Here is a 26,342-nt window from a genome sequence, read left to right on the forward strand (position 1 = left end):
CCTATGCATCCCGACATCTCCTCCCGCCGCCACTTTCTCGGCAAAATGCTGGCGCTCGCCGGCGGCAGCACCGTGCCATTCACCTTGAACCTGGCCGCCATGGGCAACGCGGCGGCCGCCGGCGCCACCGACTACAAAGCCATCGTTTGCCTGTTCCTCACAGGCGGCAACGATCATTTCAACACGCTGTTGGCCACCGATAGCGGATCATGGAACGAATACCAACGCCTGCGCAGAACCACCGACAGCGGCTCCATCGCCCTGCCCGCAGCCGGCGCGGGGGGCGGCGTGCTGCCCATCGTGCCGAATGCACCGCAAGCCGGACGGACGTTCGCGCTGCACCCGTCCCTGCGGCCATTGAAGGAACTATTCGACGCCGGACGTGTCGCCGTGCTGGCCAACGTCGGCACGCTGATACAGCCGACCACGCTGGCGCAGTACAAGGCGCGCAGCGTCGCCACCCCGCCCCGCTTGTTTTCGCACAACGACCAGCAGGCAATGTGGCAATCCTCGCAGACGGAGCAAACCGCCAGCGCCGGCTGGGGCGGCCGCCTCGGCGACATCATGGCCAGCGCCAATGGCAATGCGGCGTTCACCAGCATCTCCACCGCCGGCAACGTCTTGTTCCTGAGCGGGCGCACGGTGCGCCAATATCAACTCAGCGGCACATCGACTCCCGCCATCAACAACCTGGGCGGCTCCCTGTTCGGCGTGACGGCCTCCGCCAATCCATTGCGCCAGATCGTGACCGCCGACTCCGCCGACCCGTTCCTGAAGGAACACGCGGCCGTCACTACGCGCGCCATCAACTCCCAGGCCACATTGAGCGGCGCGCTGGCCGGCATCGGCGCGGTCGCCGATCCGCTGCCCTACATCAACCCGAATACCGGCGTGGCCGGCGTCAATCCGCTGGCGGTCCAGTTGCAGACCGTCGCCCGCCTGATCGCCAGCCGCAATGCGCTGGCCATCAAGCGCCAGGTGTTCTATGTCAGCCTGGGCGGCTTCGACACCCACGATTTCCAGGTCCGCAACCAAGCCGACCTGCTGGCCAGGGTGGCCCACGCCATGGCCTATTTCGACGGCGCGATGGCGAACCTGCAAGGCGCCGACTTGCGCAAGCAGGTGACGCTGTTTACCGCCTCCGACTTCGGCCGCACCTTCACCAGCAACGGCGACGGCACCGACCACGGCTGGGGCTCGCACCACTTCATCATGGGCGGCGCGGTCAAGGGCAAGGACATCTACGGCAGCATGCCGGTCACCGGCCTGGGCCACGATCTCGACGTCGGCTCCGGCTCGCTGCTGCCGACCACCTCGGTCGACCAGTACGGCGCCACGCTGGCCAGCTGGTTCGGCCTGTCGGCCTCGCAGATCGCCGACGTGTTCCCGAATATCGGCAACTTCAGTATCCGTAACCTCGGCTTTATGGGATGATGCCGGACCTGCAACAAGCGCCCCCGCACGGTCCATGGACAAGCAACTGCTCTTCATCTGTTTTCTGACGTTTGTGATTCACCTGATCGGCACCCTGGCCTACTCGGTCAGGATAGCCGGGGTGCGCACCCGGCGCATCGCCGTGTCGCTGGCCCTGTTCAGCATCCTGGTGCTGGTGTCGCGCACGTCGAATTCCTTTCTCGGCCCCTTCCTCGCCAAGCGCATCGAGCTGAGCCTGTCGCTGCCGCTGGCCGCGGCGCACGTGCTGTCCGACCTGCGCTGGCTGCTGCTGTCGGCGGCGCTGGCGACGGTGGCCGGCGCGCTGCTGATTCCCACCTTCCAGCGCGTGTTCTGCCGCGCGGTGGAACACTTCCAGGTGCACCGCTCGGTGCCCAAGCTGCTGCTGCACGGCTTCTTCAAGGGCGGGCTGTCCTACGTCCGGGACGTGGCCGCCGTGCCGTCCGGCGGCAACGTGCGCGGCCTGCGCGACAGCGGCAGCGTGTCGATGTCGGTGACCTTGCTGAACGTGGGCGCGGTGGCGCTGTGGACCGTGGGCGTGTTCGCCTCGCTGTACGCGGGCGTGCTCGATCCCGAGGTGCGCGTCACGTCCAGCACGCTGTCGTCCATCATCAACGGCGGCGCCACGGTGATGATGGCGGTGTTCATCGATCCCCACATGTCGGGCATGACCGACGACGTCATCGAGGGCCGCGTCAGCGATACGCAGTTCCGCCGCGCCGTGGTCTGGCTGGTGGGCAGCCGCCTGGCCGGCACGCTGCTGGCGCAGCTGCTGCTGGTGCCCTCGGCCGCCCTGATCGTCTGGGTGGCCAAGGTGCTGTGATCAGCCGGCCACGCCCACCGTCAGCGTGACGACATAGCCGTCGCTGGCGTTGCCGGTGACGGTGCCCATCTGCAGGGAATAGCCGTCGCTGAAGATGTTGTCGGTGGCGTAGCTGATCTGCGCGAGGTTGCGCACGCTGGTGCTGTAGCCGGCGGTGGCGTAGACCTCGTTGAGCGTCGCCATCGGGAAGGTGAACTGCGAGGTCTTGATGCGGTTGGCCGCGCTGGTGCTCTTGGCCAGCGTCGGATAGACCTCGAAGTGCACGTGCGGCATGCGGCCCGAATAACAGCCCGGGAAGATGGTCTGGAAGGTCACGTTGCCGCCGCTGTCGCTGGCCTGCACGCCGCGCAGGTAGTTCTGGTCCGTGACGCCGTTCGAGTACAGCGAATAATTGCCGTCGCGGTCGCAATGCCACAGGTAGACCGCATAACCGGACAAGACCGCGCAACTGCCGTTGGCGTTGACGATCTGCAGCTTGATCGTCAGCGGCACGCCGGCCGCCACGCCGGTCGGGCCGTTGAAGCTGCTGCGGATGTCGCTGCGCACCACGCCCGACTGCGTCAGCACATTGACCACGCCGCTGGTGTTGCTGTTGGTGCCGTCGCCCGGATACGGGCCGCCGGTTTCCTCGGGGATCACCGCGCAGGTGCCGGTGGTGGGCGTGGTCGTGGTGGTGGTCGGCGTGGTGGTGGTCGCGGCCGCGCTGGAGCTGTCGCTGGCCGACGAGCCGCCTCCGCCGCAACCGAGCACCGGCAAGGCCGAGGCGCCGGCCAGCAGCCAGCGCAGGGTCCGCCGACGATCGCTGGCCAGGCTCAGCATGGCGCTCAGGTCGGCGGCCAGGCTGTGTTCGTGGTCGTCGTCGTGGGATGTCATTGTCTCTCCTGGGTTAAACCGTGGTGTTGACCAGATTGCCGCTGGTCCCGCTGCCGGCGACCTTGGTCGACAGCGCTTGCAGGAAGGCCGCCAGCTTGGTGTTGGCGTCGGTGCTGTCGGTGCTGGAACTGCTGCTGCCGCCGCCCAGTTTGTCGAGCAGATTGGCGAAGCTGCTTTCCAGCTGGCTGACGGCGTCGTCACCGCCGGCGCTGGTGCCGTCGGCGCTGCTGCCGGTGCTGCCGGACGTCAGCTTGGAAAGCAGGCTTTGCAGGTCCGCTTCCAGCTTGCCCGGACCGCCGCCGCCGGGACCGCCGCCCTGCTGCGCCTCGCCGTAGGGCGGCGCCTCGTTGCTGACGGCGGCGTTCTGCGCATGCAGCGCGCCCATCAGGCTTTGCAGGAAGCTGCCCAGCGCGTCGGCCACGCTGCCGCTGCTGTCCGTGCTGTCGGTGGCATCGCTGCTGGCGGCCGATGTGGTCGCACCGCTGCTGCCGGTGTCGCCGCCGCCGGCGATGCCGATGGCTTTCAGCGCATCGGCGATGGCCGAGGCGAAACCTCCCCCCTCGGGCGGGCGCGGCGGTGGTGCGCCGCGCGTGGCGTCGGCGCTGCTGCTGGCGTTGGTGCTGCTCAAACGGCTCAGGAAGCTGAGCTGGCTGGTGTTGCTGGAACTCAGAGCGTTAATCGACATAAGTTTCTCCGTTCAGTGGGGCCAGGCAAATCAGGGACGCGGCGCGCGGCGGGCCAGGCCTTCGGCCTGCTTCTTGCGCTGTTCCGGGGTCAGCACCGCCAGCAGCTTCTGTTCGGTACGCACATGCTGCAAGGCGATGTTGGCCATCGCCGTCGCCGCCTCCTTGGCCAGCGCGGCGGCCTTGGCGTCGTCGTACTGGTCGGCGCCGGCCAGTGCGCGCAGCGCTTCGTGGGCCTTGGCCGCGGCCTTGCCCTGCTCGCGCAGGTAGGGCTGCTCCGCGTGCAGGATGGCGAAGACCTTGTCCTCCTGCGCCTCGCTCAATTCGACACCGTGGACGAACGGCGGCCGGCCGCCCATGCCCGGACCGCCGAACGGCGGCATACCGCCATGGAAGCCGCCGCCGGGACCATGTTCCGGACCGTCGCGGCCGGGGCCTTGTTGGCCTTCATGCCTCATCATCGGCGGATGGCCGGCGTCGCCATCCAGGTCGTCGGCGCGGGCCGCACCACCGGTGGCGAACAACGGCAGCGCAAGGCTGGCAGCCAGCAAGATTTTGTGTACGCTGTTTTTCTGGGTTTTCATGCGAACTTCCTTGGTTGCTAGGGAGCAGCCATTCTCCGGCCGCCCCATGTAAAGCGCCGTAAACCCAGGGTAAATCGATGTAAAGATGGCCGTTTTGACACCTAATTGGCCGCTGGCAATGCGTTGTAAAACGGCGTAAATGGCCGCCGGCCGCGCGCGCGGGGCTGTTATGATCGGTCCATTGACATAAAAAGAAGCACGCGGCATGAAGAGCAAAGTACTGCTGATAGACGACGACATCGAGCTGGTGGGCATGTTCAAGGAATACCTGGAACAGGAAGGCTTCGACGTCAAAATGGTGCACGACGGCGAGGCCGGCACCGCCGAGGCCTTCACCGGCCTGTATTCCATCGCCATCCTGGATGTGATGATGCCGCGCATGAACGGCCTGGAGACGCTGCGCCGCATCCGCACCAACAGCCAGCTGCCCATCCTGATGCTGACCGGGCGCGGCGACGACACCGACCGCATCGTCGGCCTGGAATTGGGCGCGGACGACTACGTCGCCAAGCCCTGCACCCCGCGCGAGCTGACCGCCCGCATCCGCGCCATCCTGCGCCGCTCGCAGAGCGCGCCGCTCGACAACGGCGCCGCCGCCGCGCTGACCGTCGGCCAGCTGACCATGTGGCCCGAACAGCGGCGCGCGGCCTGGGCCGGCAACAAGCTGGAACTGACCAGCACCGAATTCAACCTGCTCGAAGTACTGGCCCGTAACGCCGGCCGCCCGGTCAGCAAGAACGCCCTGTCGGAACAAGGACTGGGCCGGCCGCTGGCGCGCTTCGACCGCAACATCGACGTCCACCTGAGCAGCCTGCGGCACAAGCTCGGCACCATCGCCGACGGCCGCTCCTGCCTGCAAACCGTGTACCGCCTGGGCTATCAGCTGATCAAGGAGTAGCCTGTGGGCCGACTGTTCTGGAAGTTTTTCGTCTGCATCCTGCTGGCGCAGCTGACCGCCATCGTCGGCATCGGCGGCGCCGTCTGGCTCAAGAACCACAACCAGGAGGCCAACCAGCCGAAGGACCTGGACACCAGCCCGCCGGCCGAGATGGCCATCAACTCGGCCGCCGCCACGCTGGAATATGGCGGCGTCAAGGCCTTGCGCCGCCTGCTGGAGAACATGGAACGGCACCGCGTGTTCGCGGTCGACGAGCAAGGCCATGAGCTGCTCGGGCGCGCGGTGAGCGCGTCCATGCTGCGCGAGTCGCACGCCCTACTCAAGCAGGAAGGCAAGCGCCGCGTGGTGCGCCAGGTGGGCGATCCGGAAGGCAAACGATTTATACTGTTTCTACCGTCGCACGGCATGGATCTCGACCGCCCGTTGATGGCCGGCCTGGGCGGCGCGCAGATGGCGCTGCAGGGCGGCCCGCCGATGCCGCGCGGCCAAGGCCCGGGCTTGGGTCCGGGGCCGAATCCGGGCCCAGGGCCGGGCACAAGTCCAGGGCCGGGACCGCAACCGGGCCAGGCCTACGGACAGTCCCCCGGTCCCGATCCCCGCTTCGACCCAAGCCGCACAGGCGCCCCGCCCGACGCTCCACCCAACGGCCGCGGCTACGGCGGCCCCGGCGACATGCGCGGCCCGCGCTTCCAGCCGCTGACGCTGTGGGTGCCGATCGCCGCCGCCACGGTGGCCAGCCTGCTGTTCGCGATGCTGCTGGCGTGGTACTTCTCGCGCCCGATCCGCGCGCTGCGGCAAGCCTTCGACGCGGCCGCCGGCGGCGACCTGGCGCCCCGCTTCGGCGCCGGCGGCAAGGGCAAGCGCAGTTCCGAACTGAACGACCTGGGCCGAGACTTCGACCGCATGACGGCGCGCCTGCGCAGCCTGATCGACGGCCAGACCCGGCTGCTGCACGACGTCTCGCACGAGCTGCGCTCGCCGCTGGCGCGCCTGCAGGCGGCGATCGGCCTGGCGCACCAACAGCCGGAAAAGCTGGCGGCGTCGCTGGAGCGCATCGAACGGGAAAGCGTCCGCATGGACAAGCTGGTGGGTGAACTGTTGACGCTGGCCCGCCTGGAGGCGGGCGCCATCAAGGCCAGCGAGGAGGAAATCAGCATGGCCGAGCTGCTGGAGCAGATCGCCGACGACGCCAACTACGAGGCCTCCAGCCAGCAGCGCAGCGTGGTGCAGGAAGGGGAAGCCGACGTCATGGTCGCCGGCCAGGCCGAGTTGTTGGGACGCGCCATCGAGAACGTGGTGCGCAACGCCATCAAGCACAGTCCCGAGGGCGGCGTGGTGCAGCTGCAGACCCGCACCCTGCCCGACGCGCGCCAGTTGTGCATCCGTGTGCTCGACCGCGGGCCGGGCGTGGACGAGGCCGACCTGGCGACCATCTTCCAGCCCTTCTTCCGCTCCAGCAGCGCCAGCACCGAAGGGCACGGCCTGGGCCTGGCCATCGCCCAGCATGTGATCGAGGCCCACGGCGGCAGCATCAAGGCCAGCAACCGCGCGGACGGCGGCTTGTGCGTGGAAATGCTGCTGCCGGTGAAAGGCTGACGCAGGCGGCCCGCAAAACAAACGCGGGCCGAAGCCCGCGAGTGGTAAAGACAGGTAAAGCGCGGCTTACGCTTTAGGCAAGGTCACGCCATGCTGGCCCTGGTATTTGCCGTTGCGGTCCTTGTACGACACGTCGCACACTTCATCGCTCTCGAAGAACAGCACCTGCGCGCAGCCCTCGCCGGCGTAGATCTTGGCCGGCAGCGGCGTGGTGTTGGAGAACTCCAGCGTCACATAGCCTTCCCACTCCGGCTCGAACGGCGTCACGTTGACGATGATGCCGCAACGGGCGTAGGTCGACTTGCCCAGGCAAACCGTCAACACGCTGCGCGGAATGCGGAAATATTCCATGGTGCGGGCCAGCGCGAAGGAGTTCGGCGGGATGATGCACACGTCGCTCTTGACGTCGACGAAGGAGTTCGAATCGAAGTTCTTCGGATCGACGATGGTGCTGTTGATGTTGGTGAAGACCTTGAACTCGTCGGCGCAGCGGATGTCGTAGCCGTACGACGACGTGCCGTACGAAATGACCTTGCGGCCCTCTTCCTGGCGTACCTGGTCCGGGAAGAACGGCTCGATCATCCCATGTTGCTCCGCCATACGGCGTATCCATTTGTCGCTTTTAATCGTCATCGCAAGGCATTCCTAAAGTTCAGGGGGCGGTGCAGGGCACCGAATGCCCGAGATTTTACGCCATCAGGCCGCTTTTACGAACATTTTTGACATTCAAGAGGCCGGCGATCATCTCGCGCGTGGCCTCGGCAGCCAGCGCCGGCGACTCCATCGGGAACAGGTGTCCCCCCGGCACGATGCGGAAGTGCTTGCCCACCAGCGCCTGCGTGTGGCCCAGGCCGGACTGGCTGGTTTCCCACGAATCGGTGCCGCCGATGAAGCCGATCGGCGCCGGGAAACGGCCCCGCACCAGCTTGGGCAGGTGGTGCGGCAGGCTGGCGTAGATGCGGGTCTCCACCTCGCGGGTGAAGCGTAGCTGCACGCCTTCGGGATGTGGCTTCAGGCCGCTGGCCATGTAGTCCTCCAGCACGCCCGGTGCCCAGGCGGCGAACAGGTCCTTGCCGGCGAAGTGCTGGTAGGCCGCCTGCGCGTCCGGCCACACGTTGCGGCGGCGGATGGAGAACTTCGCCGGCGGCACGCGGTTGGCGCTGCCGCTCATCTTGATCAGGCGCCAGAACAGCGCGCGCCAGCCGGCCACCACCGGCGCGTCCAGCATCACCACGCAGCGCACCAGGTCCGGTCGGGCATGGGCCACCATCAGGCTCAGCATGCCGCCCAACGAATGGCCGACCAGGATCACCGGCTCGTCGTAGCGTTTGGTCAGTTCGTTGATGTATTCGTCGACCAGCGCCGGCCAGCCGTCGCTGACCGGGTAGCGCGGGCTGTGGCCATGCATGTCCAGCGCCTGGATATCGAAATCGTCGGCCAGCAGCTCGAAAAACTGGCGGTACACGCCCGCCGGGTAGCTATTGGCATGGGCAAAATGCAGCTTGGGCTTGCTCACAAGCGGTCTCCGTATGATTGTTTTCGGCCCATTGTAATGGCACTTACCAAGGCAGGCTTGGGGGAAAGGCTCTAATTTGCCGCCCGTGGCGATGAAATCGCTGTTATTCTTCCTATCCTCCAATGCAACCTTGCCATTTAAGGAACAGGAAACCACGATGCTAGTTAAAAGAACCCAGCACGCCATCGGCCAAGGCGGTTTTCACGTCGCTGAAATTCAAGTTGATCGCTCAAAATTTCGTTATATCTACGACTGCGGTGCCAGAAATACCAAAGGACTGGTAGAAATCATTGAAACATGGCCATCCACAGACAAGGCGTTCGACTGGCTTGTGATTTCCAGCTTCGACTCTGATCACCTCAATTGCGCGAGTGAGTTGCTTGATGAGGGATTTACGTTTAAAGCCGTTATCCTTCCGCACTTGTTGAACGCTGATTTATTCAAATATATATTTTTGCGCTACATTACCGATGATCTGGAAATTGACGAGCTGACTCGAGTGACGAAAGTATTTCGTAGAATAATTGCGGGAGATTTTGGCCGGGTTTTACCTGGCGAAGACCGTGATGGCATCACTGAGGCCATGGATGGCGATGGATTGGTGAGCACTAAAGACTTGGCATTGGATTCGGTTGGTCATATCTCCAAACGCTCCTACAAGGTCAAAAACGCCGACTGGATGCTTCGCTTCTATTCGGTTGAAGTCGAGGCCAAGGACGCCATCGACAAGATATTTAACGCCCCAGACTTGACAGCCCTGAAGACAACCATTTTGGAAATTGGCGAGTCTCTCGTGAAAAAGGTTAGCGAAGACAAAATGCAAGTTTTGTTAGATGAAGTTTTAACCGAGCTAAAACGAGAAGTTAAAATGCCAGCCACGCGAACTTCGGCGAAAAAACCTGCAGCCCAGAAGAAAAAGACCGTAAAAGATATTTTAAACGCAGCATGTAAAACGCCAGAAGATGGAAAAGGCATCATTCATGACTACAATTCCGCATCTTTATGTCTGTATTCAGGCCCGGTTCCGGAACCATATGCACACCGGGATGATAGCTTCATCTGCTACCGGACATGCAATGATCAACGTAAAACTCGAACCCTTGCGAATCGAAACGGGCGTGCGGTCGGTTGGATGGGGGTGGGCGATATCACGTTCAAGAATTCCGCGAGTACCCTTGGTTTCATTCGATACTACTTTGCTGAATTGGCGCTTACCGGGACGCGCATGCTGCCCCACCATGGCGCGCAAAGTAATTATGATCCCGATCTCGCTCAATTTCGCCTGTTCACCAGCACCATTCCAGATGGTTCCCTGTGGGTCGCGGCGGCCGATCCGAAAGCAGGCGGCTACCGGCATCCTGACGGCGCCATTGTCGCGGAATGTGCGCTAAGCGGGACGTTCCACCTCGTAAGCGCAGATCCAACAACAACTTTGCAGGAAGTCATAGGGTAGTCGTCGTCCGCCATTCATCCCCAACATGGAACCTATAAACCACGTGCCGGTCGCCGGGAGCACGCGCCAGGCCCGGATTTAGCGGCCGTACCAGTAGCGGGCATGGGCGTCGCGATATGCGCGCACCTCGACCGTGCTGCCAAAGTCCAGCGTCAACGCGCCCGTTTGGTCGGTGCGCAGGCGTTCGATGTGCATGGCGCCATAGCGCTCGTAGACCTCCGGCTTGGGATGGTGGTAGCGATTGCGATAACCCATCTGGAACACGGCGGTCTGCGGGTGGACCGCCTGCAGGAAGGCCGGTGTGGACGAGGTGCCGCTGCCGTGGTGCGGCGCCAGCAGCACGTCGGCGCGCAGGCTGGCGCGGTCGCGCTGCAGCAGCGCGGCCTCCTGGGCGGCTTCGATGTCGGCGGCCAGCAGCATCGCCTTGCCGCCGGCGGTGATCTTCAGCGTGCAGCCGCGCGCGTTCGGCTTGAGCGCCGCGTCGGCGTAGCTGGCGGGCAGCGGATGCAGCATCTCAAAGCGCACACCGTCCCACGTCCAGCGCTGCCCCGCCGCGCAGTGCAGGTGCTGGCGCGCGGCGCCGGCAATCGGATGCTGAACGGGCAGCGAGGACAGCACCCAATCCACCCGCACTCCGTCCAGCACCGTCAAGGCGCCGCCGGAGTGGTCGATGTCGCTGTGGGTGACGATCATACCGTCCAATGCGGCGATGCCGCGCGCCTTCAGGTAAGGCAGGATGACGCGGTTGCCGGCGTTGGAGGTGGGTGCATAGGAGGGGCCGGTGTCGTACAGCAGGCGATGCCGGCTGGTCTCGATCAGCAACGCCATGCCCTGCCCCACATCGAAGACGGTGACGGTCATGCGGCCCGGCGCCGGATGCGAAGGCTCCGCGGCCAGCAGCGGTATCCACGTCGCGAGGCCCAGCCAGCGCACCGGCCAGCCGCGCGGCGCGAGCAGCCAGATGGTGCCGCCCATGGCCCAGTAGAACAGCCAGAACGGCGGCGTCGGCGCACTCCACACGGCATAGCGCAAGCCACTGAACCATTGAAGGCAGACGGCCAGCCACTCCACCAGCAGATGCGCAAGACCCAGCACTGGCGCCGCCAGCGGCGCGGGGAGCATGCTGCCGGCCAGCGCAAGCGGCGTGACCACAAGGCTGACCAGCGGGATCGCCACCGCGTTCGCCAGCGGGCTGACCACCGATACCTGCGCGAACAGCAGCATCGTCAACGGCACCAGGCCGAATGTGACGGCGTACTGCGTGTGGACGCCGGCTTGCAATGCCTGCCAGAGCCGCTCGCTGCGGGAAGGCCCTTCCGCGTCGCCCGGCGCATGGCCCGCATCATGCGCGGCGTTCGGTGCACGCGCAGGCCTGCGCGCGATGCGACCAACGGTGGCGTACAAAATCGCGGCGACCGCACCGAACGAGAGCCAGAAGCCCGGCCACAACACTGCCCACGGATCGATCAGCACCACCACGCCGAGCGCGCTGCACAGCACCTGTGTCACGCTGGCGATGCGGTTCGACCATAGCGCGACGGCGACCACCATCAGCATGTACAAGGTACGCTGCGCCGGCACGCCAAAGCCGGCCAGCAGCACGTAGAACAGCGCCACCGCCGCGCCGACCAGCGCAGCCACTTTTTGCGCGGGCAGCAGCAGGGGCAATTGCGCGCGCGTGAAGAAGGAATGGCGCCACAGATTGAATGCCACCAGCGCGAACAGCCCCGCCACCATCGTGATGTGCAAACCTGAGATGGAAATGAGGTGGCCGATGCCGGTGCGGTTGAAGACGTTCCAATCGGATTGGTCGATGCCGCGCTGGTCGCCAACCACCAGCGCGACGATCACGCCGGCATACGGTTTGTCCGGCAGCGCGGCCAGGATGCGTGCCCGCAGCAGCGCGCGCGCATGCTCGATCACATTGCCGGCGCTGAAGACGAAGCTATCGAGCCGGCGGTTGTCCCGCGCCGGCCGCACATAGCCCGTCGCGCGCAGGCCTTGTTCCAGCAGCCACACTTCGTAATCGAAGCCATACGGATTGGCGTTGCCGTGCGGCCGTTGCAGCCGCACGGTCAGCTGCCAGCGCTCGCCGGGCTGCACGTCGCCGACCTCGTTCACCTGATCGCGAAAGCCCGCGTACCAGGCCAGCGAGATGTGCGGCGGCACCGCGTTTCGCGCGCCGTTCAGCACGCGCTCCACCGCGAAATTGAAACGCACACCTTGATCGAAGCTGTACGGCAGATTGTCGATGGTGCCGACCAGGGTGAAGTCCCGGCCTTCGTCGGCGACGGCAAGCTGCGGCGCCAGCACGCGCTGCGCCATCCACGCGGCCCAGAAGAACCCGATCACGCCACCGGCCAGCAATGACGCGGCACAACGCAACGCAGCCTGCGCGTGCAGACCGACACGGACAGCGCGCCGCCGCAACCAGCCGCGCCACAATCCAAGCCAGAGTGCGAGCAGCAGTGAGGCGGCCACACCGGCCGACGCGGGCGGCAGCGTCGCCTGTGTTTGCAGCAAGGCCGCTCCCGCAGCGAAGCCTGTCATCACCGCCCTCATCGCGTCGCCGCTCCTCAAGTATCGCAACAGTCCGATACTACGCAGTAGTGTCGTGATGACGAGACTGACCTAACCGCACCTTGATGTAGGTCATTCAGCGGCCCGTTTACTTATTCGAGGCCGCTCGGACTTAAGGGCACCTCGAAAAACCACCCCAGTTCTGGCATGATGTTGATGAACTGACTCCTACCTGATTCCAATGATCAAACACAGCCTGTGTGCCGACCAAGAGCGCGAAATGAAGCTCAACGTCCACCGCTACGCAAGTCAATCTGGATAGGCCTTAGCCGATGTACCAAGAAGAAGGTTTCAAATAGGACGCTCCAAGCTTAGCTCACTGAGCCTGGCAAACCCAGCAACCGGCGGTGCCCTGAATGGGCACCTGAAGCCTTGAAGTCGTACGTCGAGAATCCCGATAATTCTGAGGCGTTGGAGGCTGGTTGCAGGATTCGAGCGCCGGACTTCAAGTCTCCCAGGGTCTGGCCAGTTGAGGTCGATTCCAAGCACAGCGTCAAGTTCGCGACTAACGAAATTCTTGCCGATGAGCGGCGGCTGAAGGAATGGCGCGAGGCGGGCTTCGACAAATTCCCAGCGATGCTTCATGCGTTTGAGATCCGCATGGATCGGAAGCTCAGTTCTATGCGAGATACGCTAAGCTCCATCGACAACGCGCTCAGGAACTCATCGACTTTCGATGAGTTCAAATCCAAGGCACTGGAAACCATTAGGGACAAGGAGGTCGCATCTTGGATCGTCCCAGATACCAGGAAAGCAATTGAGACAGGCACTGGCGAGTTTGCAGTTTCGGGCGAAGAGGACGAAAAGTAGCAATGAGACCTGATCGCCCACATCCAGGACCTAGGTTGAAGTGTTCAATCACAGGAGCCAACCGTTGTCGATCTTGGATGAGCCGCTCCTGAAGAGAACCCAGTGCTTGCTCGATAAGCTTTCGTGATGGAGGTGATAGTATACATATACACGCCAGTCTGGTCGTAGTACAATCGAAGGTTAAGCCTTGAAGTTTGCCCATCGATTTCAGCAGCCAGGCAATCTGACGGCCCTCAAAATTTCCCATACAGCAAGTGAAACCTCCAACCATCGACCTGGCGCTGGCCAGGGAATACTGTTGCCATAAGCAACACATACTACCTGGCAGTCAAGCATCTTCCGTTCTCGAAGTAGCCGCAAGTCTGGTAGGCATTCACGCTGCTCGGCTGATCACCCCTTACTTTGCATTGAGATCGCGATTGCATGAGGTTCGACACGAGGACATCCATTACGCATTGCATGGCGCAAAGTCGCTCATCAAGGCCCGTTGTATGCGGGGAACGCTGCACCTTCTTCCCCCCCATCTATTTCCACATGCGCATAACGCCACACTAAGTAAGCGACTTAGTGTGTGCAACAGCATGTATAAAAAACATGGAATTAGCGATAAGGTTAAAAAGGCGATATCAGACACAATTATCCGTAATTTGCAAAAAGGGCCTCTCCCTTCCACAACGATACCTAAATTATTTTTGAATTTCCCGCTGGTTGAAGGCCCCAAAAAGCAGGCGAACTTAACACCCGCCGTTGTGCGGAACGTGGTGAAAGAGCTCTGGGAGCGAGCTATTGTTTGTTACATTAATACCGACGAAACCTTTGGAGCTGAACAACGCTCGTATGGCATAACGAAAGATGTCTATCCTGCAGATTTCCATACTGATGGAAATGAACACTCTGCATTAGTAGAGCTCCTACGCGCTTATATCCTGACTTATGGGCCCGTGTCCATCGGCGATATTGTCTGGTGGTCGGGCCAAGATAAAACGAGGATCAAAAGAGCACTCGCGGAGTTCAAGCAGGATTTACAAGAAATAAAATTTACAGAATTTGATGAATCCCTTTTAATTTTTAAGGACGATCTTGAAAAGTTGATGTTATTCGATCCCAAATACGAGGACTGGGTTAACATTCTCGCATACGAAGATCCGAGCCTTAAAGGTTATTTCACGACGCGTGCTCGTTATGTAAATTCAGACCATTACGATTTGCTATTCAACGACATTGGTGAGGCGCGCCCCTCCATTATGTTGAATGGTCGCATTGTCGGCACCTGGAGTTTTAACAAAGTCTCAAAGTTAACCAGTTTCCAGCTCTTTTCGACACTTCCAAAACGACAGTTAAAAATTATTGAAAGTGAATTCAAAAAAATTCAGGCTAACGTGTCGCAATTACTCCGCCCTGCTGAAACGTACGACTTATTTGAATAGTTTCCATTGGCGACGGCAATATTATCGATTTGTAATTTCCATCCTTAAAAGACCGTGTACGCATCAGATTATTGCTATGATCAATCCATCTGTCCTCCGGCAATTCAGCTAATGCGATCTTAGAAGGCCAACGGCTTTCGACATATGAATGTAGCTCCCAATACGACCGCGTCAATTCATCGAACTCCCGCGCGCTCCCCCACCAATGGACGTGATTATGATGAATGTGATATTTACCCCAATCACCGTCCCAGTCATCACTCTTATCAGTACCCCTAATACCGAACTGATGCGCATTTTTGTAGACATATGTACCCGGCAAAGGTACGAAGCGAAATAGTGACACCCGTTCTATAAACTGACCCACCTCATCCAGCAGAGAAATTGTTTCTCTAACAGAGTCCATATCTTCACCCGGGTAACCGTGAACAAGAAACACTTTGTTTTTTATTCCAGCCTCATAAGTCAAACGCAATGCCTGACGGACTTGTTCGACAGTTGCTCGCTTGTCCATAGCATTCAGTATCCGATCGCTTCCAGACTCAACCCCAAATTCTAATTCGTAGCAACCTGCGTCGTGCATTTTTCTCAGAATATCAGCATCCACCCTATCAACACGCGAAAGGGTCGCCCATTTTAATTTCAATTCCTTAATTGAATCACATATTTCACCTACATTTGCCTTACTGAGAATAAAGTCATTACCAACCACTGCAAATCCTTCTATTCCATATGTTTCAACCAGGTGTTTCAGCTCATTACGTAAATTTTCACCACTTCGATATTGAACTTTAGTTTGCGCTGACGCGCAATATCGACAAGGAAATGGGCATCCCCGGCCTGGCATAATATGGGTCATCCTGACGTCCGTGTTTGACATCCGGTTATTCATTACAAAATCGTCGACAGGAATTAAGTGGCGCGCTGGAAAAAGGTATCTATCAATATTTTTCTCCATTTTCCGAGCCGGTGTTTTTGTAATACAACCATTTTTCAAATAGCAGACGCCTTGCACTTTTGAAAAATCCCGTCGCTCGGCCTCACGAAGAAGTTCAATAACAGTATCCTCACCCTCCCCAATTCCCACCACGTCCAATTCCAAATCGATCAGAGTTTGCTCCGGAAACAGGTTCACATGAACTCCCCCGCCCATTAGTAACGCGTCCGGCTTTATCTTGCTTTTAAATCTACACTCAAGGAACATATTAAAGGTAGCGGAAGCAGAAATACTGAAGGCAACCACATCAAAGTCCGAGAGGTCTGGAGTCAATTCGCCAGGCGTGAGTTTAACTATTGTGACCTGATATCCCGCAGCTTCGATAGCAGCCGCAATATATAGAGCACCGAAGGGAGGGAATTCTTTGCGCTTCTCCCTATAACGGGCCATGTCCAATACTTCCGGGTAGAGTACGACTACTTTCATATGGACCTCCGCTCAGGTGAGGAAACTCTCGATCCTTGAAATAGACTTATGGCTCTTTAGCAAGCGTTTGATATTCGAGGCAATTCGTTAGCTGCTGCAATATGGCATCTACATTTTTTTTCAGCTCATGCTTTGCATCTATCACTAACCACTTATCACTACTGAGATTTAGAAGCTTCAAACGAACCTCATGCTGAAAATCAACAAATTGTACAAGCGATGTAGACCCACGCGAGTTTGTTTCCGTATTTCGGTAGGCGGACTTTCGCATACCTGCTATCTCTGGCTCCACATCAAGCAAAATAGTAATATCGGGCACAGGAAGATCTGCAAAAAGGTTAAGCACCCAACTCTGCTTCTTTACGAGAAAGCGAGCCAGATATTTATTTATCCAGGGCTCAACCACGACTATTTTTCCTGAGGCCAGCTCCGGCCGAATAACACAATTTTCAAACAAATAAAACCAAGACGCCATTAACGATATAAGATGGCGATCACCCAATTCTTCTATATCCAAGTTAGAAGGATAATTCCATAAGAAATCACCAATTTCCCTTAAACGTTCTGTGGCCGAAGGAAATTTTGATGGTGTAGTGCGACAAATTAATTTCGCATTATAATCAGCCGAAATCAGCGCAGACACAAGACTTTCAGCCAGTGATGTTTTTCCTGACCCATCAATCCCTTCCACTGCTACAAAGCAAGGATTATTGTTTTTCGCCTGAATCAACAAATCCAGCCTCATGAAAGTTAATTATATTAGCTGAAACGAAAGCCTCTACTTCATATAATTGATAATCAGGAAATAGAGAAGAAATGCTTGTGATAATTTCCTCAAGAGTATGTCGACCATCTAATTTATCCCAGACAGCCTCACTGAAAGCGTCAATTTTTAGCAAATGAGTAAGGTGAATAAGATACACACTTTCGCCATCCCAGCGCTTTCTCACAAAATACGCTCGCCTTAAATTCATTTAGTCAACCTGCATCAAATTTCGAAACTTTTTTTGCGCCCCTTCCACAAGCTCAGAAGAAAACCTAAGCAACTCTGCAATATATGATTCTTGTTGAGGGCCTTCATTTGGAATAAATCGTCTGTAAGACCAATACTTTTCGATGATTGACAGAGCATCTGGAACCTTTGCGCCCAACAACTCTAGTTTCCGTAATCGAAATTTCGTCTTATCATTTGTAATGTTGTTCGAATGCAAAAAACAGTCAATCGAAAATTCTACAGCTTCCATTGCTCTAATGCATGCCATAGGCAGTTGATTTGCGCGCTGCATTCCAATGGTGTCATCGAACGCATCGTCCGCGCGGCGAACGGCAGTATCAAATAGGTAGCGAACAAAAGTGGAGCGGTCGACGGCATTATGAAGCTGGGCAAAGTTTTCAATTTCACAAAGTGGAACACCTGTCAATAGGCGGTGAACGAATTCGCTTTCCCAATATTCCAATGTGTGCAAATTATTCCGTTTGGGATCATTGATGGGAATCGAACTGGTCTTACCAATCAGCGCTCTGATCTGAGACAATGTCCATAGCTCAATGTCAAAGCGAATTCCTTCGCTTATAAAGGCTAATACACCATGGTCTTTTCCTAGGCGGGTTACAGAATCGTGACGTAGCTCATCATGGACAGCAACAAATATGTCGACGTCAGAACTAGAGTTTCCAAGATTTTCCACCAGTGACCCGGCCACCCAAGAAGTGTTTATGCCCTGAAGGCGAGCTTGTTGCAACGCCCTCAGGGCAATGGTAGCAAGATTGGAATCCACGTAGGGACACTCCACTGTCTACATCATGATCAGAGCAGGAGAAAAGTGGGTAGTTGCTGTATTAGGCAAACCAAGCCTACTAACTGAATCACGCCCGACACCTAATATTCCTAATTCATCTGGAATATATTTTATGTCTATCCCTAGCGTTTTACTCAGCTCGCTACGTTGGCTGTCAGTCAACTGAATTTTGGTCGTAATCGCCTTCGGCTGCATATTCATGAAACTCTCCTTAAATACCCATGGTTAGACAACGGTCCTGCAATGGCTACGTTATAGGCTTCATGCAATTGATTACATTTAGCTTAAGCCTATCACAACAATTTCTTCGGATTCTCACTATTTGTAACCAATACGCGGCCCACCGCGAAACTGAAACGCACGCCCTGATCGAAGCTATATGGCAGATTGTCGATGGTACCGACCAGGGTGAAGTCGCGGCCTTCATCGCCGAGGGCAAGCTGCACAACCAGATCCAGATCGCGAGCAGCAGCGCGGCCGCCACGCCGGTCGACGCCGGTGGCAGCGTCGCCTGCGTTTGCCGCAGGGCCGCCCCTGCGGCGAAGCCAATCAACACCGTCCTCATCTCCTCAAGTATCGCAACAGTCCGATACTACGCAGATGCGACAACGAGGCACAGACAACCGTGTCGTATGTTGATACAGATCAGCCGGTGCGGTAGGCGGTCAGCTGGTTCTGCATCAGGTGGAAGTATAGGCCGTCGCGTTGCTGGATCAGCTCCGCGTGCGCGCCCTGCTGCACAATGGCGCCGTGCTCCAGCACCAGCGCGCGGTCGGCCTTGACGATGGTGGAGTAGCGGTGCGCGATGACGATGGTGGTGCGGCCTTCCATCAGCTTGTCCAGCGCCTGCTGCACTTGCAGCTCGCTGGCCGAATCGAGCGCGCTGGTGGCTTCGTCGAGGATCAGGATCTTCGGATCGCGCAGCAAGGCGCGGGCGATGGCGATGCGCTGCTTCTGTCCGCCGGACAGCTGCACGCCGCGCTCCCCCACCACCGTGTCGTAACCGTGCGGGAATCCGGCGATGAAATCATGCGCGTTGGCCAGCCGCGCGGCTTCGGCCACTTCATCGCGCGTCACCAGCCGGTCCGGTACGGCGAAGGCGATGTTCTCGAAGATAGTGCCAGAGAACAGCGACGGCTCCTGCTCGACGATGGCGATGTGTGCGCGCACGCCGGCCACGTCAAGCCGTTCCGAGGGCACGCCGTCGAAGGCGATGCAGCCTTTCTGCGGGCGATAGAAACCCAGTATCAGGCTGGCGATGGTGGACTTGCCCGCGCCCGACGCGCCCACCAGCGCCACGTTTTCACCAGCCGCGATCGCGAAGCTTACGCCGTCCAGGGCCACCTTTTCCGGCCGCTCGGGATAGACAAAGCTGACGTCGCGAAATGCCAGCGCGCCGTGCAGCGTCACCGTGCCCGCAGGCTCCGAGACTGGCTGTACTACCGGCTGCGCTTCGCTCTCGATGATTTCGAACACCCGCTCCGTGGCGCCGATGGTGCGCATCCAGTCGCTCCAGAAATCGCTGACCGCACCGGACGAACTGGTGACCATGCCGGCATAAATCACAAAGCTGGTCAGCTCCCCGACCGACAGGCTGCCCTGCCCTATCAGCCGTGATCCCAGCCACAAGGTCACCAGCAGCGCCAGGTACATGACGAACGACGACACGCCACGGAACGATGCCATCAAGCGCGTGTTGGCGATGGCCGCCGTCAACGCATGCGCGGTGGCGTCGGCATATTTGGCGCCGGCTGCGCGTTGCTGGTTGAAGGCGTGCACCAGCCGGATGTTGGTAAAGTATTCGTGCGCCACGCCACCGCATTCCGCTTGCCGCTGCTGGATGTCGCGCGAGCGCTGGAGCACTTGCTTGCCCAGCCAGTCGCCCATGTACAGCGTCAGCGGCACGTAGACCAGCAGGATCAGGCTGAGCACCGGAGAGATCAGCAGCAGCATGACGACGCAACCAGCCAGCACGCACAGCGAGCGCAGTGAGATGGCCAGGCCCATGGTCAGCGTGTCGTGCAGGATTTCGACGTCGGCCGACAGGCGGCTGGTCAGTTCGCCGACGTTGTGCTTGTCGTAGAAGCCCACCGGCTGCCGTATCAGCGCGCCATACAGCAGGCGGCGGATGCGCGCGACGATCATATGTCCGGTCGATTCGAACAGATAGTAGCGCATCGTGGTCGCCACGGCCTGCAGCGCCAGCACCGCCGTCACGATCGCGGCGAAGGGAGCGAACCAGCTGCTGTCGCCCTTCATGCCGATATGATCGATGAAGTACGACAGCGCCCTCGGATAGCTCAATTCCACCAGCACCGTCAACGCCATGAACAACAGGCCCAGGGCCAGGCGCGGCGCGAACGTGCGCAGCAGCGCAAGCCGTTGCAGGTGTGGATTGCTCATCCGTTCAGGCGGAGCAGGACCAGCGCGGCAGCAATCCGTCCTGCCGCCGGTAGCGCACCGCCACGCCGTCGCGCGTGGCCAGCAAGGCATCCTGCACCGGCGCCTCGACCGAGGCTCGGGCGCCACCGCCGATATGGGCTTGCAGCATCTGCGAGATGTCCCACGCCAGGTCATCGATCCCCGGCTCGCTCCTCACCCGCAGCCCCAGGGCCGCCAGCTCATCGCCGGTGATGGCATAGTGATGCGAATGATAGCCGGACATCAGGTGCTCGACGATCCGCGCGCGCGCCTCGGCATCGCGCTGCGGCAGTTGGTGGCGCAGCAGTTCCTCGCCGATCTGTCGCAGCTCCAGCGTGGTGCGGTAGAACGCCGTCAGCGTCGGCGGAAACACGCTTGCGCTCAGCAGCGACAAGGCCTCCGCGCGCGCCTGCCCCGCGTCCGCGCCGAACCAGGCGGCGCACATTTCGCCGAAGCGCTGGATGTCCTGGGACGATACCGCGCTCGATTCGCCGCCATCGGCATCGCCCTGCAGGTGCGGATCGATGGGCGAGAAAATGGCCAATTCGCCGGCGATGATTTCGTCGCCCGCGAGCGTCAACAGCGTGGCCGACGACTGGCAGTGGAACGGCACAATGAAAGTCAATCGCTGCGTGTACTCGCGCAGCAGCAGCGCGATCCGGCGCGCCGCGTTGACGACGCCGCCCCGGCATTGCAGCACCACGTCCAAGCGCTCGCCGCGCCCGATGGCGCGCAGCTGGCGGTACAGCTCCGGCAGCATTTCCATGTCCAGCTGGGAGGCCGCCATCACCAGCACGCGGCTGCCGCGCAGCGCTTCGAGCTGCTTGATTTTCTCGGGTAGAAGTTCGTTCAATGGGTGCGGCATGCGGCCTCCTGCAACAGCTGGCCGGGATGGCGGATTTCGCCGTGGCGGGGGGCGATCAGGACTTTCTGAGTCATGGATTGGGCTGGCTGCCTGGCCGGTGCCGCGCCATTGGACGGCTAGCGTCCGAGGCGCGGGACGGTCAGAAGCTTAGCACCAGATGCCAGTGTCGGCGATGTTGTTGCGTGGGCCGCGGGCGTCAGGACCCGAGCAGCCGGCCAGCGCCACACCTTCGCGTGCTTTCCACTGCGGCGCGGCCTTCACGGCGCCGGCTTTTTTCTCTGCCAGTTTGAATGCAAACAGCTTTGCCTCATTTTGCTTTTTCATTTTCAGAACCTTTTCAGATAGTTAAAGTTCAAACGATGACCACGGGTAGTGGTGCAAGAAAGGTATCATTGCCGTTTATTCATGTCAACAAGGCACAGTTATTACTGCGTCATTTCACCGACACATCGGTGGACTTGACCGCCACGCGCTCGGTGATGTTCTTGGCGGCGATGGTCTCGGTCAGGAAAGAGGTCGACTTGACCAGCAAGTCGCGCGCGACTTCTTCCAGCGGCGAACCGCTGATGCTGGCGTGGTTGCCGCCCAGCCCGACGCCGCCGCCCCAGCCCAGGGCCGACACGCCGAAGCCGTTCTTCTCGTTATTGGCCTGGAAGGTCTTGGAGGCGATGATCTTGGCGCGCTTGACGTCCACCACGCGGATGTCCATGTTCATGTGCACCTTGGATTTCTTGAAGTCGACCGAGCCGGCCAGCAGGCCCAGCGGACCTTTGAGGAAGCCCAGGCCGCCCAGGCCCGTGGAGCTTTGCTCGAAGCCCAGCGAGGTGATCGAACCGGTGATCATGTAGTCGGCCGCCTCGGCCTCGACCTTCTTGCCGATCAGCGCCAGTTCCTTGTTGATCTCTTCCATTTCGGCGCGCTCCTGCACGTCGAAGCAGCCGGTCTGCGTGAGCGCGGTGGCCAGCATTTCGGTCATGCCGGTGCCGACGCCGGTGTAGCTCGGCTGCGCCACGTTGCCCGAGCGCTCCCACCAGCGGTACTGGCGCGGATCCTGCTGGCCGGCGCCGGACGAGCAATCGGCCGATTTGCACTTGAACTCGGTGAACACGACCTTGGCGGCCGGATTGGCGCACTTGGGCACGTCGATCTGGCGCTCGGCCACCTCGCTCGAGTCGGCAAGGCACAGGACGGGGAAAAACAGGAGGGCGGCGGCAATGCCAGCGTGAGATTTCATCGTAGGGATCGTGAGAAGTGGAGGGAAAAACATTGGCAATTATGCACCACACCCCAATCCGCAATTCTATCTAAATGTCACAAAGACATTATAAATCAATATACTTTAATCTTCCGCAACACATCCTTTGAAATTTTATGCTTGAGCTTGCTTGAGCTTATTGCTTCACCGGCTTGCAACGTTGTGAATACGCGATCTTGCCGTTCGAAGTAGCCGCCATCCCGGTAAAGATATGCCAGTCGGTGGACGAGGTGTGCACCCGGCACATGAACTGCTCCACCTGAGATTTCATTGAAATATTGGGGATGGGATCCAGCTGGGCCATCACTGTGCCCGCCGCAGCGCCGCTGGACGGCGCGGTGACCAGATCGGCATAGACCCAGTGTCTGGTGATCTTTGCGAAATCCACGGCGTAGACGCGGTAGACCTGCGCCGTGAGATCCGCCGGAATGCCGGCGACGTTCGGCAGCACATCCTGCACGCGCAAGCCGGGGCACTCCGCCGTTGGCGCTTTCATCTCAACGAAGATGGTGGCCTTGGATTCGACGATGACAACGAACTTGACCGGCTGCCACAGCTTGGCCATACGCTCGGAATATTTGGCCTCCTGCCAAACCGGGCAGCGCTCATGCGGCAATTGAACAATCACCCGGTGATCGTCCTCGACGGTGGCATTTCGATAGAAAAATATCTCCTGCTTGAAGTCGGATGTCATCCTGTTGTCGGCGACGGTATCCAGCACCCGCGCGGCAGGGTTGAAACTGTACGAAGGAATCAGATTGGGGACGCCGGTAAAGCTGCGGGGTGGCTCCCAGAGTCCCGAACTGATGGCCGGCGCCCCGTCGCTTGACGCCGCATCGAAGTGGACGAACGTGTAATCCACTGGATCGTGCTTATCGCACTTGTTGGAGCAACTCGGGCAATCGATGGTGCACTCCTGGTATGCCTTGAGCAGCGGGAAGCGCGGGTCCAGCGTCGCGGTGCGTATCCTGATATCGAAGGAGTCGCGATTAAAGCTCGGGTAGGCGCAACCGCTCAACATGGCGATCGACGCCACCACCGTCAACCAACGGATCAATCTCATCGTCATCAACATCCTTACATGCGGGGTAGTGTTTGTTTGGCGTTTGCCGTGGTCGCGGACGCGACCTCCTCCACGCTAATTCCGCGCAGCTCCGCCAGCACCGCGCCGATGCGGGGAATCTGGTCGGGACTATTGCGGCCGGGATGGACCCAGCTCGGGGCGATGTCCGGCGCGTCGGTTTCCAGCACGATGGACTCCAGCGGCAGCTCGGCCGCCAGGCGGCGGATTTGCAGCGCGCGGGTGAAGGTCATGGCGCCGCCGAATCCGAGCTTGAACCCCAGCTCGATGTAGCCCTGCGCCTGCTGGAAGCTGCCGTTGAAGGCGTGGGCGATGCCGCCGACCGGCCGGATCTGGCGCACGTGCTTGAGCACCACGTCCTGCGAGCGGCGCACGTGCATCAGCACCGGCAGCTCGAAATCGCGGGCGATCTTGAGCTGTTCGCGGAAGAAGAAGATCTGCTTCTCGCGCATCGCCGGTTCGGTCAGCATCGGGATGAAAAAATCCAGGCCGATCTCGCCCAGCGCGACGAAGCGCTGGTCGCCCATCGCGGCGGCGACCTGCTCGCGCAGCACGCGCAAATCATCCTCCCCGGCGTGCGGCACATAGATCGGATGGATGCCCAGGGCGTAGCAACCATTGTCCACGCTGGCGGCCAGCTGCGCCACCACCGGGAAATTGGCCGTCTCCACCGCCGGGATCACGATCATCGACACGCCCTGCTCCCGCGCCAGCGCCGCCTGCGCGACGGACTCGCCGCCGAATTCGTGCGCGTCGAGGTGGCAGTGGGTGTCTATCCACATGATGTCAGTCCCGGTATGGCTGCAGGCCCTCGTCGGTCAGGCGCAGCACGCGGTCGCAGCGGCGCGCCAGCTCGATGTCGTGCGTGACGATGATGAAGGCCGTGCCCAGGGTGCGCGACAGTTCCAGCATCAGGTCGAAGATGGTCTGCGCGGTGGCGTGATCGAGATTGCCGGTCGGTTCGTCGGCCAGCACGCAGGCGGGCTGCGTGACCAATGCCCGCGCCAGCGCCACGCGTTGACGCTCACCGCCCGACAGCTCGCCCGGCACGTGCGTGACGCGCTTGGCCAGGTTGACGCGACCGAGGATCTGCTGCGCCGTGCCGGTCGCCTCGGAGCGTTTCACGCGGCGTATCATCAGCGGCATCGCCACGTTATCGAGCGCACTGAATTCCGGCAGCAGGTGGTGGAACTGGTAGACGAAGCCCAGCGAAGCGTTGCGCAGGTCGCCGCGCGCGGTTTCGCTCAGGCTCGCGAAGTCCTTACCCAGCAAGGTCACGCTGCCCTTGGTCGGCGTATCGAGGCCGCCCAGCAGGTGCAGCAGCGTCGATTTGCCGGAGCCGGAAGCGCCGACGATGGCCACGCGTTCGCCGCGCCGCACGTCGATGTCGATACCGTTCAGCACCTGCACCGAGTAGGCGCCTTGCGTGAAGGTTTTGCCCAGGTTGCGGCAGGACAGGACCACGGGTTCGAGATTACTCATAGCGCAGCGCCTCCGCAGGTTTCACGCGGGCGGCCCACCAGCTCGGGTACAGCGTCGCCACAAAGGCCAGCACCACGGCCACGCCGCCGATCTTGGACACGTCCGGCCAGCGCAGGTCGGACGGCACGGTGCTGATGTAGTAGATATCCTTCGACAAGAACTGCACTCCCAATAAATGTTCGATAAACGGCACGATGACGTCGATGTTGAGCGCCACCAGCACGCCCAGGCCCACGCCGATCGCGGTGCCGAGGATGCCCACCAGCGCACCCTGGATCATGAAGATCTTCATGATCGAGCGCGGCGAGGCGCCCAGCGTGCGCAGGATGGCGATGTCGGCCTGCTTGTCGGTCACGGTCATCACCAGCGTCGACACCAGGTTGAACGCGGCCACCGCGATGATCAGCGTCAGGATGATGAACATCATGCGCTTCTCGGTCTGCACGGCGGCGAACCAGTTGGCGTTCAGCTTGGACCAGTCGCGCATGATCAGGTCACCGGACATGCTGTTCTTCAGATCCTGCGCCACTTGCGGCGCGCGGTGCATGTCCGACAGGCGCAGGCGCAGCCCGGCCGGCGCGTCCATGCGCAGCAGCTTTTCGGCGTCGGTCAAGTGGACGAAGGCCAGCGCCGAGTCGAACTCGTTGTGGCCCGCCTCGAAGATGCCGACCACGGTGAACGAGCGCAAACGCGGCAGCACGCCGGCCGGGGTGGGTTGGCCCTGGGCCAGCGCCAGCGTCACCTTCTCGCCAAGGTTGACGCGCAGCGCGCGCGCCAGCTCGATGCCCAGCACGATGTTGTAGCTGCCCGGCTGCAGCGCGTTGAAGCTGCCACGCCTGGTCTGTTTGGCGACGTCGGAGACGTTGGGTTCCTGCTCCGGCAGCACGCCGCGGATGATGGCCGGACGCAGCACGTCGTCGCGCACCAGCATGCCCTGCGTTTCCGCGAACGGTGCCGCGCCGATCACTTCAGGATTCTTGCGCGCCTCGGCGGCGGCGGCGTGCCAGTCCGGCATCGAGCCACGGGCGTCGAAGATCTCGATATGGGCCAGCACCGACAGCATGCGGTCCGTCACTTCCTTCTGGAAGCCGTTCATCACCGACAGCACGACGATCAACGCGGCCACGCCCAGGCCTATGCCGGCCATGGAAATGAGCGAGATAAAGGAGATAAAACTATTGCGCCCGCTGCGCTTGCCGGCGCGCGTATAACGCAGGCCAACCAGCCACTCAAAGGGCAGATTCTGGATAATGCTCATGGGCTCCGTAGGGAATCAAACTTGGTGAGCCCGCAGTTTGCCATATAAACAGCATGTCATGGG

The 26,342-nt window shown here is 60.4% G+C and carries 27 protein-coding genes; 7 read left to right on the top strand and 20 right to left on the bottom strand.

The window, feature by feature from the left end; genetic code table 11:
• The first annotated feature begins 3 nt into the window (after positions 1–3).
• Together HUX88_RS23420 and HUX88_RS23425 are read left to right on the top strand one after the other, a co-directional pair.
• Complete coding sequence (locus HUX88_RS23420) at positions 4–1,434, top strand: DUF1501 domain-containing protein (RefSeq protein WP_117010351.1); 1,431 nt, start codon at positions 4–6, stop codon at positions 1,432–1,434.
• 34 nt (positions 1,435–1,468) lie between these two features.
• Positions 1,469–2,275 carry a lipid II flippase Amj family protein gene (locus HUX88_RS23425; RefSeq protein WP_117010350.1) on the top strand — a complete coding sequence of 269 codons (807 nt, stop codon included), beginning with the start codon at positions 1,469–1,471 and terminating at the stop codon, positions 2,273–2,275.
• On the opposite strand, the gene HUX88_RS23430 is transcribed toward HUX88_RS23425, so the two are convergent.
• From HUX88_RS23430 to HUX88_RS23440, 3 genes are read right to left on the bottom strand one after another with little or no spacing between them, the layout of a single operon-like run.
• Positions 2,276–3,148: an intradiol ring-cleavage dioxygenase gene (locus HUX88_RS23430; protein ID WP_176363310.1), complete on the bottom strand. Its 873-nt coding sequence runs from the start codon at positions 3,146–3,148 to the stop codon at positions 2,276–2,278. It abuts the gene before it with no gap.
• A 13-nt stretch (positions 3,149–3,161) separates the two neighbouring features.
• Positions 3,162–3,833, bottom strand: coding sequence for a hypothetical protein (locus HUX88_RS23435; RefSeq protein WP_176363311.1), 672 nt, complete (start codon positions 3,831–3,833; stop codon positions 3,162–3,164).
• A 30-nt stretch (positions 3,834–3,863) separates the two neighbouring features.
• Complete coding sequence (locus tag HUX88_RS23440) at positions 3,864–4,415, bottom strand: Spy/CpxP family protein refolding chaperone (RefSeq protein WP_176363312.1); 552 nt, start codon at positions 4,413–4,415, stop codon at positions 3,864–3,866.
• Between the two features lie 205 nt (positions 4,416–4,620).
• On the opposite strand from HUX88_RS23440, the gene HUX88_RS23445 reads away from it, so the two are divergent.
• Together HUX88_RS23445 and HUX88_RS23450 are read left to right on the top strand one after the other, a co-directional pair.
• A complete protein-coding gene (locus HUX88_RS23445; RefSeq protein WP_117010346.1) occupies positions 4,621–5,313 on the top strand; it encodes a response regulator transcription factor in 693 nt (230 codons plus the stop codon).
• Positions 5,314–5,316: 3 nt separating this feature from the next.
• Positions 5,317–6,909 carry an ATP-binding protein gene (locus HUX88_RS23450; protein WP_176363313.1) on the top strand — a complete coding sequence of 531 codons (1,593 nt, stop codon included), beginning with the start codon at positions 5,317–5,319 and terminating at the stop codon, positions 6,907–6,909.
• Positions 6,910–6,975: 66 nt separating this feature from the next.
• Here the strand turns inward: HUX88_RS23450 and dcd are convergent, their stop codons facing one another.
• Entirely contained in the window at positions 6,976–7,542 is a 567-nt protein-coding gene (gene dcd / locus HUX88_RS23455; RefSeq protein WP_117010344.1) for a dCTP deaminase, read from the bottom strand.
• A 55-nt stretch (positions 7,543–7,597) separates the two neighbouring features.
• Positions 7,598–8,425, bottom strand: a complete 828-nt coding sequence (locus HUX88_RS23460; RefSeq protein ID WP_176363314.1) for an alpha/beta fold hydrolase — start codon at positions 8,423–8,425, stop codon at positions 7,598–7,600.
• Positions 8,426–8,516: 91 nt separating this feature from the next.
• Here HUX88_RS23460 and HUX88_RS23465 point away from each other — a divergent pair, with 91 nt between their 5' ends.
• Positions 8,517–9,878, top strand: coding sequence for a hypothetical protein (locus HUX88_RS23465; protein ID WP_217916419.1), 1,362 nt, complete (start codon positions 8,517–8,519; stop codon positions 9,876–9,878).
• Positions 9,879–9,956: 78 nt separating this feature from the next.
• On the opposite strand, the gene HUX88_RS23470 is transcribed toward HUX88_RS23465, so the two are convergent.
• Positions 9,957–12,440: a DNA internalization-related competence protein ComEC/Rec2 gene (locus HUX88_RS23470; protein WP_176363316.1), complete on the bottom strand. Its 2,484-nt coding sequence runs from the start codon at positions 12,438–12,440 to the stop codon at positions 9,957–9,959.
• A gap of 390 nt (positions 12,441–12,830) precedes the next feature.
• Between HUX88_RS23470 and HUX88_RS23475 the strand changes: the two genes are divergently transcribed.
• Both HUX88_RS23475 and HUX88_RS23480 read left to right on the top strand, forming a co-directional pair.
• A complete protein-coding gene (locus HUX88_RS23475) occupies positions 12,831–13,268 on the top strand; it encodes a hypothetical protein (RefSeq protein ID WP_176363317.1) in 438 nt (145 codons plus the stop codon).
• A 254-nt stretch (positions 13,269–13,522) separates the two neighbouring features.
• Positions 13,523–14,695, top strand: a complete 1,173-nt coding sequence (locus HUX88_RS23480) for a DNA glycosylase AlkZ-like family protein (RefSeq protein WP_176363318.1) — start codon at positions 13,523–13,525, stop codon at positions 14,693–14,695.
• Here HUX88_RS23480 and HUX88_RS23485 read toward each other — a convergent pair.
• The 14 genes from HUX88_RS23485 to HUX88_RS23550 all read right to left on the bottom strand — a co-directional run bounded on the left by HUX88_RS23485 (position 14,643) and on the right by HUX88_RS23550 (position 26,279).
• Positions 14,643–16,118: a B12-binding domain-containing radical SAM protein gene (locus HUX88_RS23485; RefSeq protein ID WP_176363319.1), complete on the bottom strand. Its 1,476-nt coding sequence runs from the start codon at positions 16,116–16,118 to the stop codon at positions 14,643–14,645. The two genes, HUX88_RS23480 and HUX88_RS23485, sit on opposite strands and share 53 nt — an antisense overlap.
• 46 nt (positions 16,119–16,164) lie before the next feature.
• Positions 16,165–16,863 (bottom strand): dTMP kinase, encoded by a 699-nt coding sequence (locus tag HUX88_RS23490; RefSeq protein ID WP_176363320.1) that lies wholly within the window; start codon positions 16,861–16,863, stop codon positions 16,165–16,167.
• Complete coding sequence (locus HUX88_RS23495; protein ID WP_176363321.1) at positions 16,826–17,068, bottom strand: hypothetical protein; 243 nt, start codon at positions 17,066–17,068, stop codon at positions 16,826–16,828. Before HUX88_RS23495 ends, HUX88_RS23490 begins: the two co-directional genes overlap by 38 nt.
• A gap of 24 nt (positions 17,069–17,092) precedes the next feature.
• A complete protein-coding gene (locus tag HUX88_RS23500; RefSeq protein WP_176363322.1) occupies positions 17,093–17,896 on the bottom strand; it encodes a hypothetical protein in 804 nt (267 codons plus the stop codon).
• A gap of 18 nt (positions 17,897–17,914) precedes the next feature.
• Complete coding sequence (locus tag HUX88_RS23505) at positions 17,915–18,118, bottom strand: hypothetical protein (RefSeq protein WP_176363323.1); 204 nt, start codon at positions 18,116–18,118, stop codon at positions 17,915–17,917.
• A gap of 92 nt (positions 18,119–18,210) precedes the next feature.
• A complete protein-coding gene (locus HUX88_RS23510) occupies positions 18,211–18,363 on the bottom strand; it encodes a hypothetical protein (RefSeq protein WP_176363324.1) in 153 nt (50 codons plus the stop codon).
• Between the two features lie 199 nt (positions 18,364–18,562).
• Positions 18,563–20,320 (bottom strand): ABC transporter ATP-binding protein, encoded by a 1,758-nt coding sequence (locus tag HUX88_RS23515; RefSeq protein WP_176363325.1) that lies wholly within the window; start codon positions 20,318–20,320, stop codon positions 18,563–18,565.
• Positions 20,321–20,324: 4 nt separating this feature from the next.
• Positions 20,325–21,203 carry a hypothetical protein gene (locus HUX88_RS23520; RefSeq protein WP_176363326.1) on the bottom strand — a complete coding sequence of 293 codons (879 nt, stop codon included), beginning with the start codon at positions 21,201–21,203 and terminating at the stop codon, positions 20,325–20,327.
• Positions 21,204–21,350: 147 nt separating this feature from the next.
• Positions 21,351–21,527 carry a hypothetical protein gene (locus tag HUX88_RS23525; RefSeq protein WP_175000991.1) on the bottom strand — a complete coding sequence of 59 codons (177 nt, stop codon included), beginning with the start codon at positions 21,525–21,527 and terminating at the stop codon, positions 21,351–21,353.
• Positions 21,528–21,636: 109 nt separating this feature from the next.
• Positions 21,637–22,437, bottom strand: a complete 801-nt coding sequence (locus HUX88_RS23530; RefSeq protein ID WP_176363327.1) for a CsgG/HfaB family protein — start codon at positions 22,435–22,437, stop codon at positions 21,637–21,639.
• A 157-nt stretch (positions 22,438–22,594) separates the two neighbouring features.
• Positions 22,595–23,527: a hypothetical protein gene (locus HUX88_RS23535; protein ID WP_176363328.1), complete on the bottom strand. Its 933-nt coding sequence runs from the start codon at positions 23,525–23,527 to the stop codon at positions 22,595–22,597.
• A gap of 8 nt (positions 23,528–23,535) precedes the next feature.
• The gene (locus HUX88_RS23540) at positions 23,536–24,321 is read right to left on the bottom strand and encodes a TatD family hydrolase (RefSeq protein ID WP_176363329.1); all 786 of its coding nucleotides are present in this window, start codon (positions 24,319–24,321) and stop codon (positions 23,536–23,538) included.
• Positions 24,322–24,325: 4 nt separating this feature from the next.
• On the bottom strand, positions 24,326–25,021 hold the full coding sequence (gene lolD, locus HUX88_RS23545; protein ID WP_176363330.1) for a lipoprotein-releasing ABC transporter ATP-binding protein LolD: 696 nt from the start codon (positions 25,019–25,021) through the stop codon (positions 24,326–24,328).
• A complete protein-coding gene (locus HUX88_RS23550) occupies positions 25,014–26,279 on the bottom strand; it encodes a lipoprotein-releasing ABC transporter permease subunit (protein ID WP_117010335.1) in 1,266 nt (421 codons plus the stop codon). The genes lolD and HUX88_RS23550 overlap by 8 nt, the downstream gene beginning before the upstream one ends.
• Positions 26,280–26,342 lie beyond the last annotated feature (63 nt).

Origin of the sequence: Duganella sp. BJB1802 (genome assembly GCF_013369445.1) — a bacterium.
Taxonomy (GTDB): domain Bacteria; phylum Pseudomonadota; class Gammaproteobacteria; order Burkholderiales; family Burkholderiaceae_D; genus Rugamonas; species Rugamonas vulcania_A.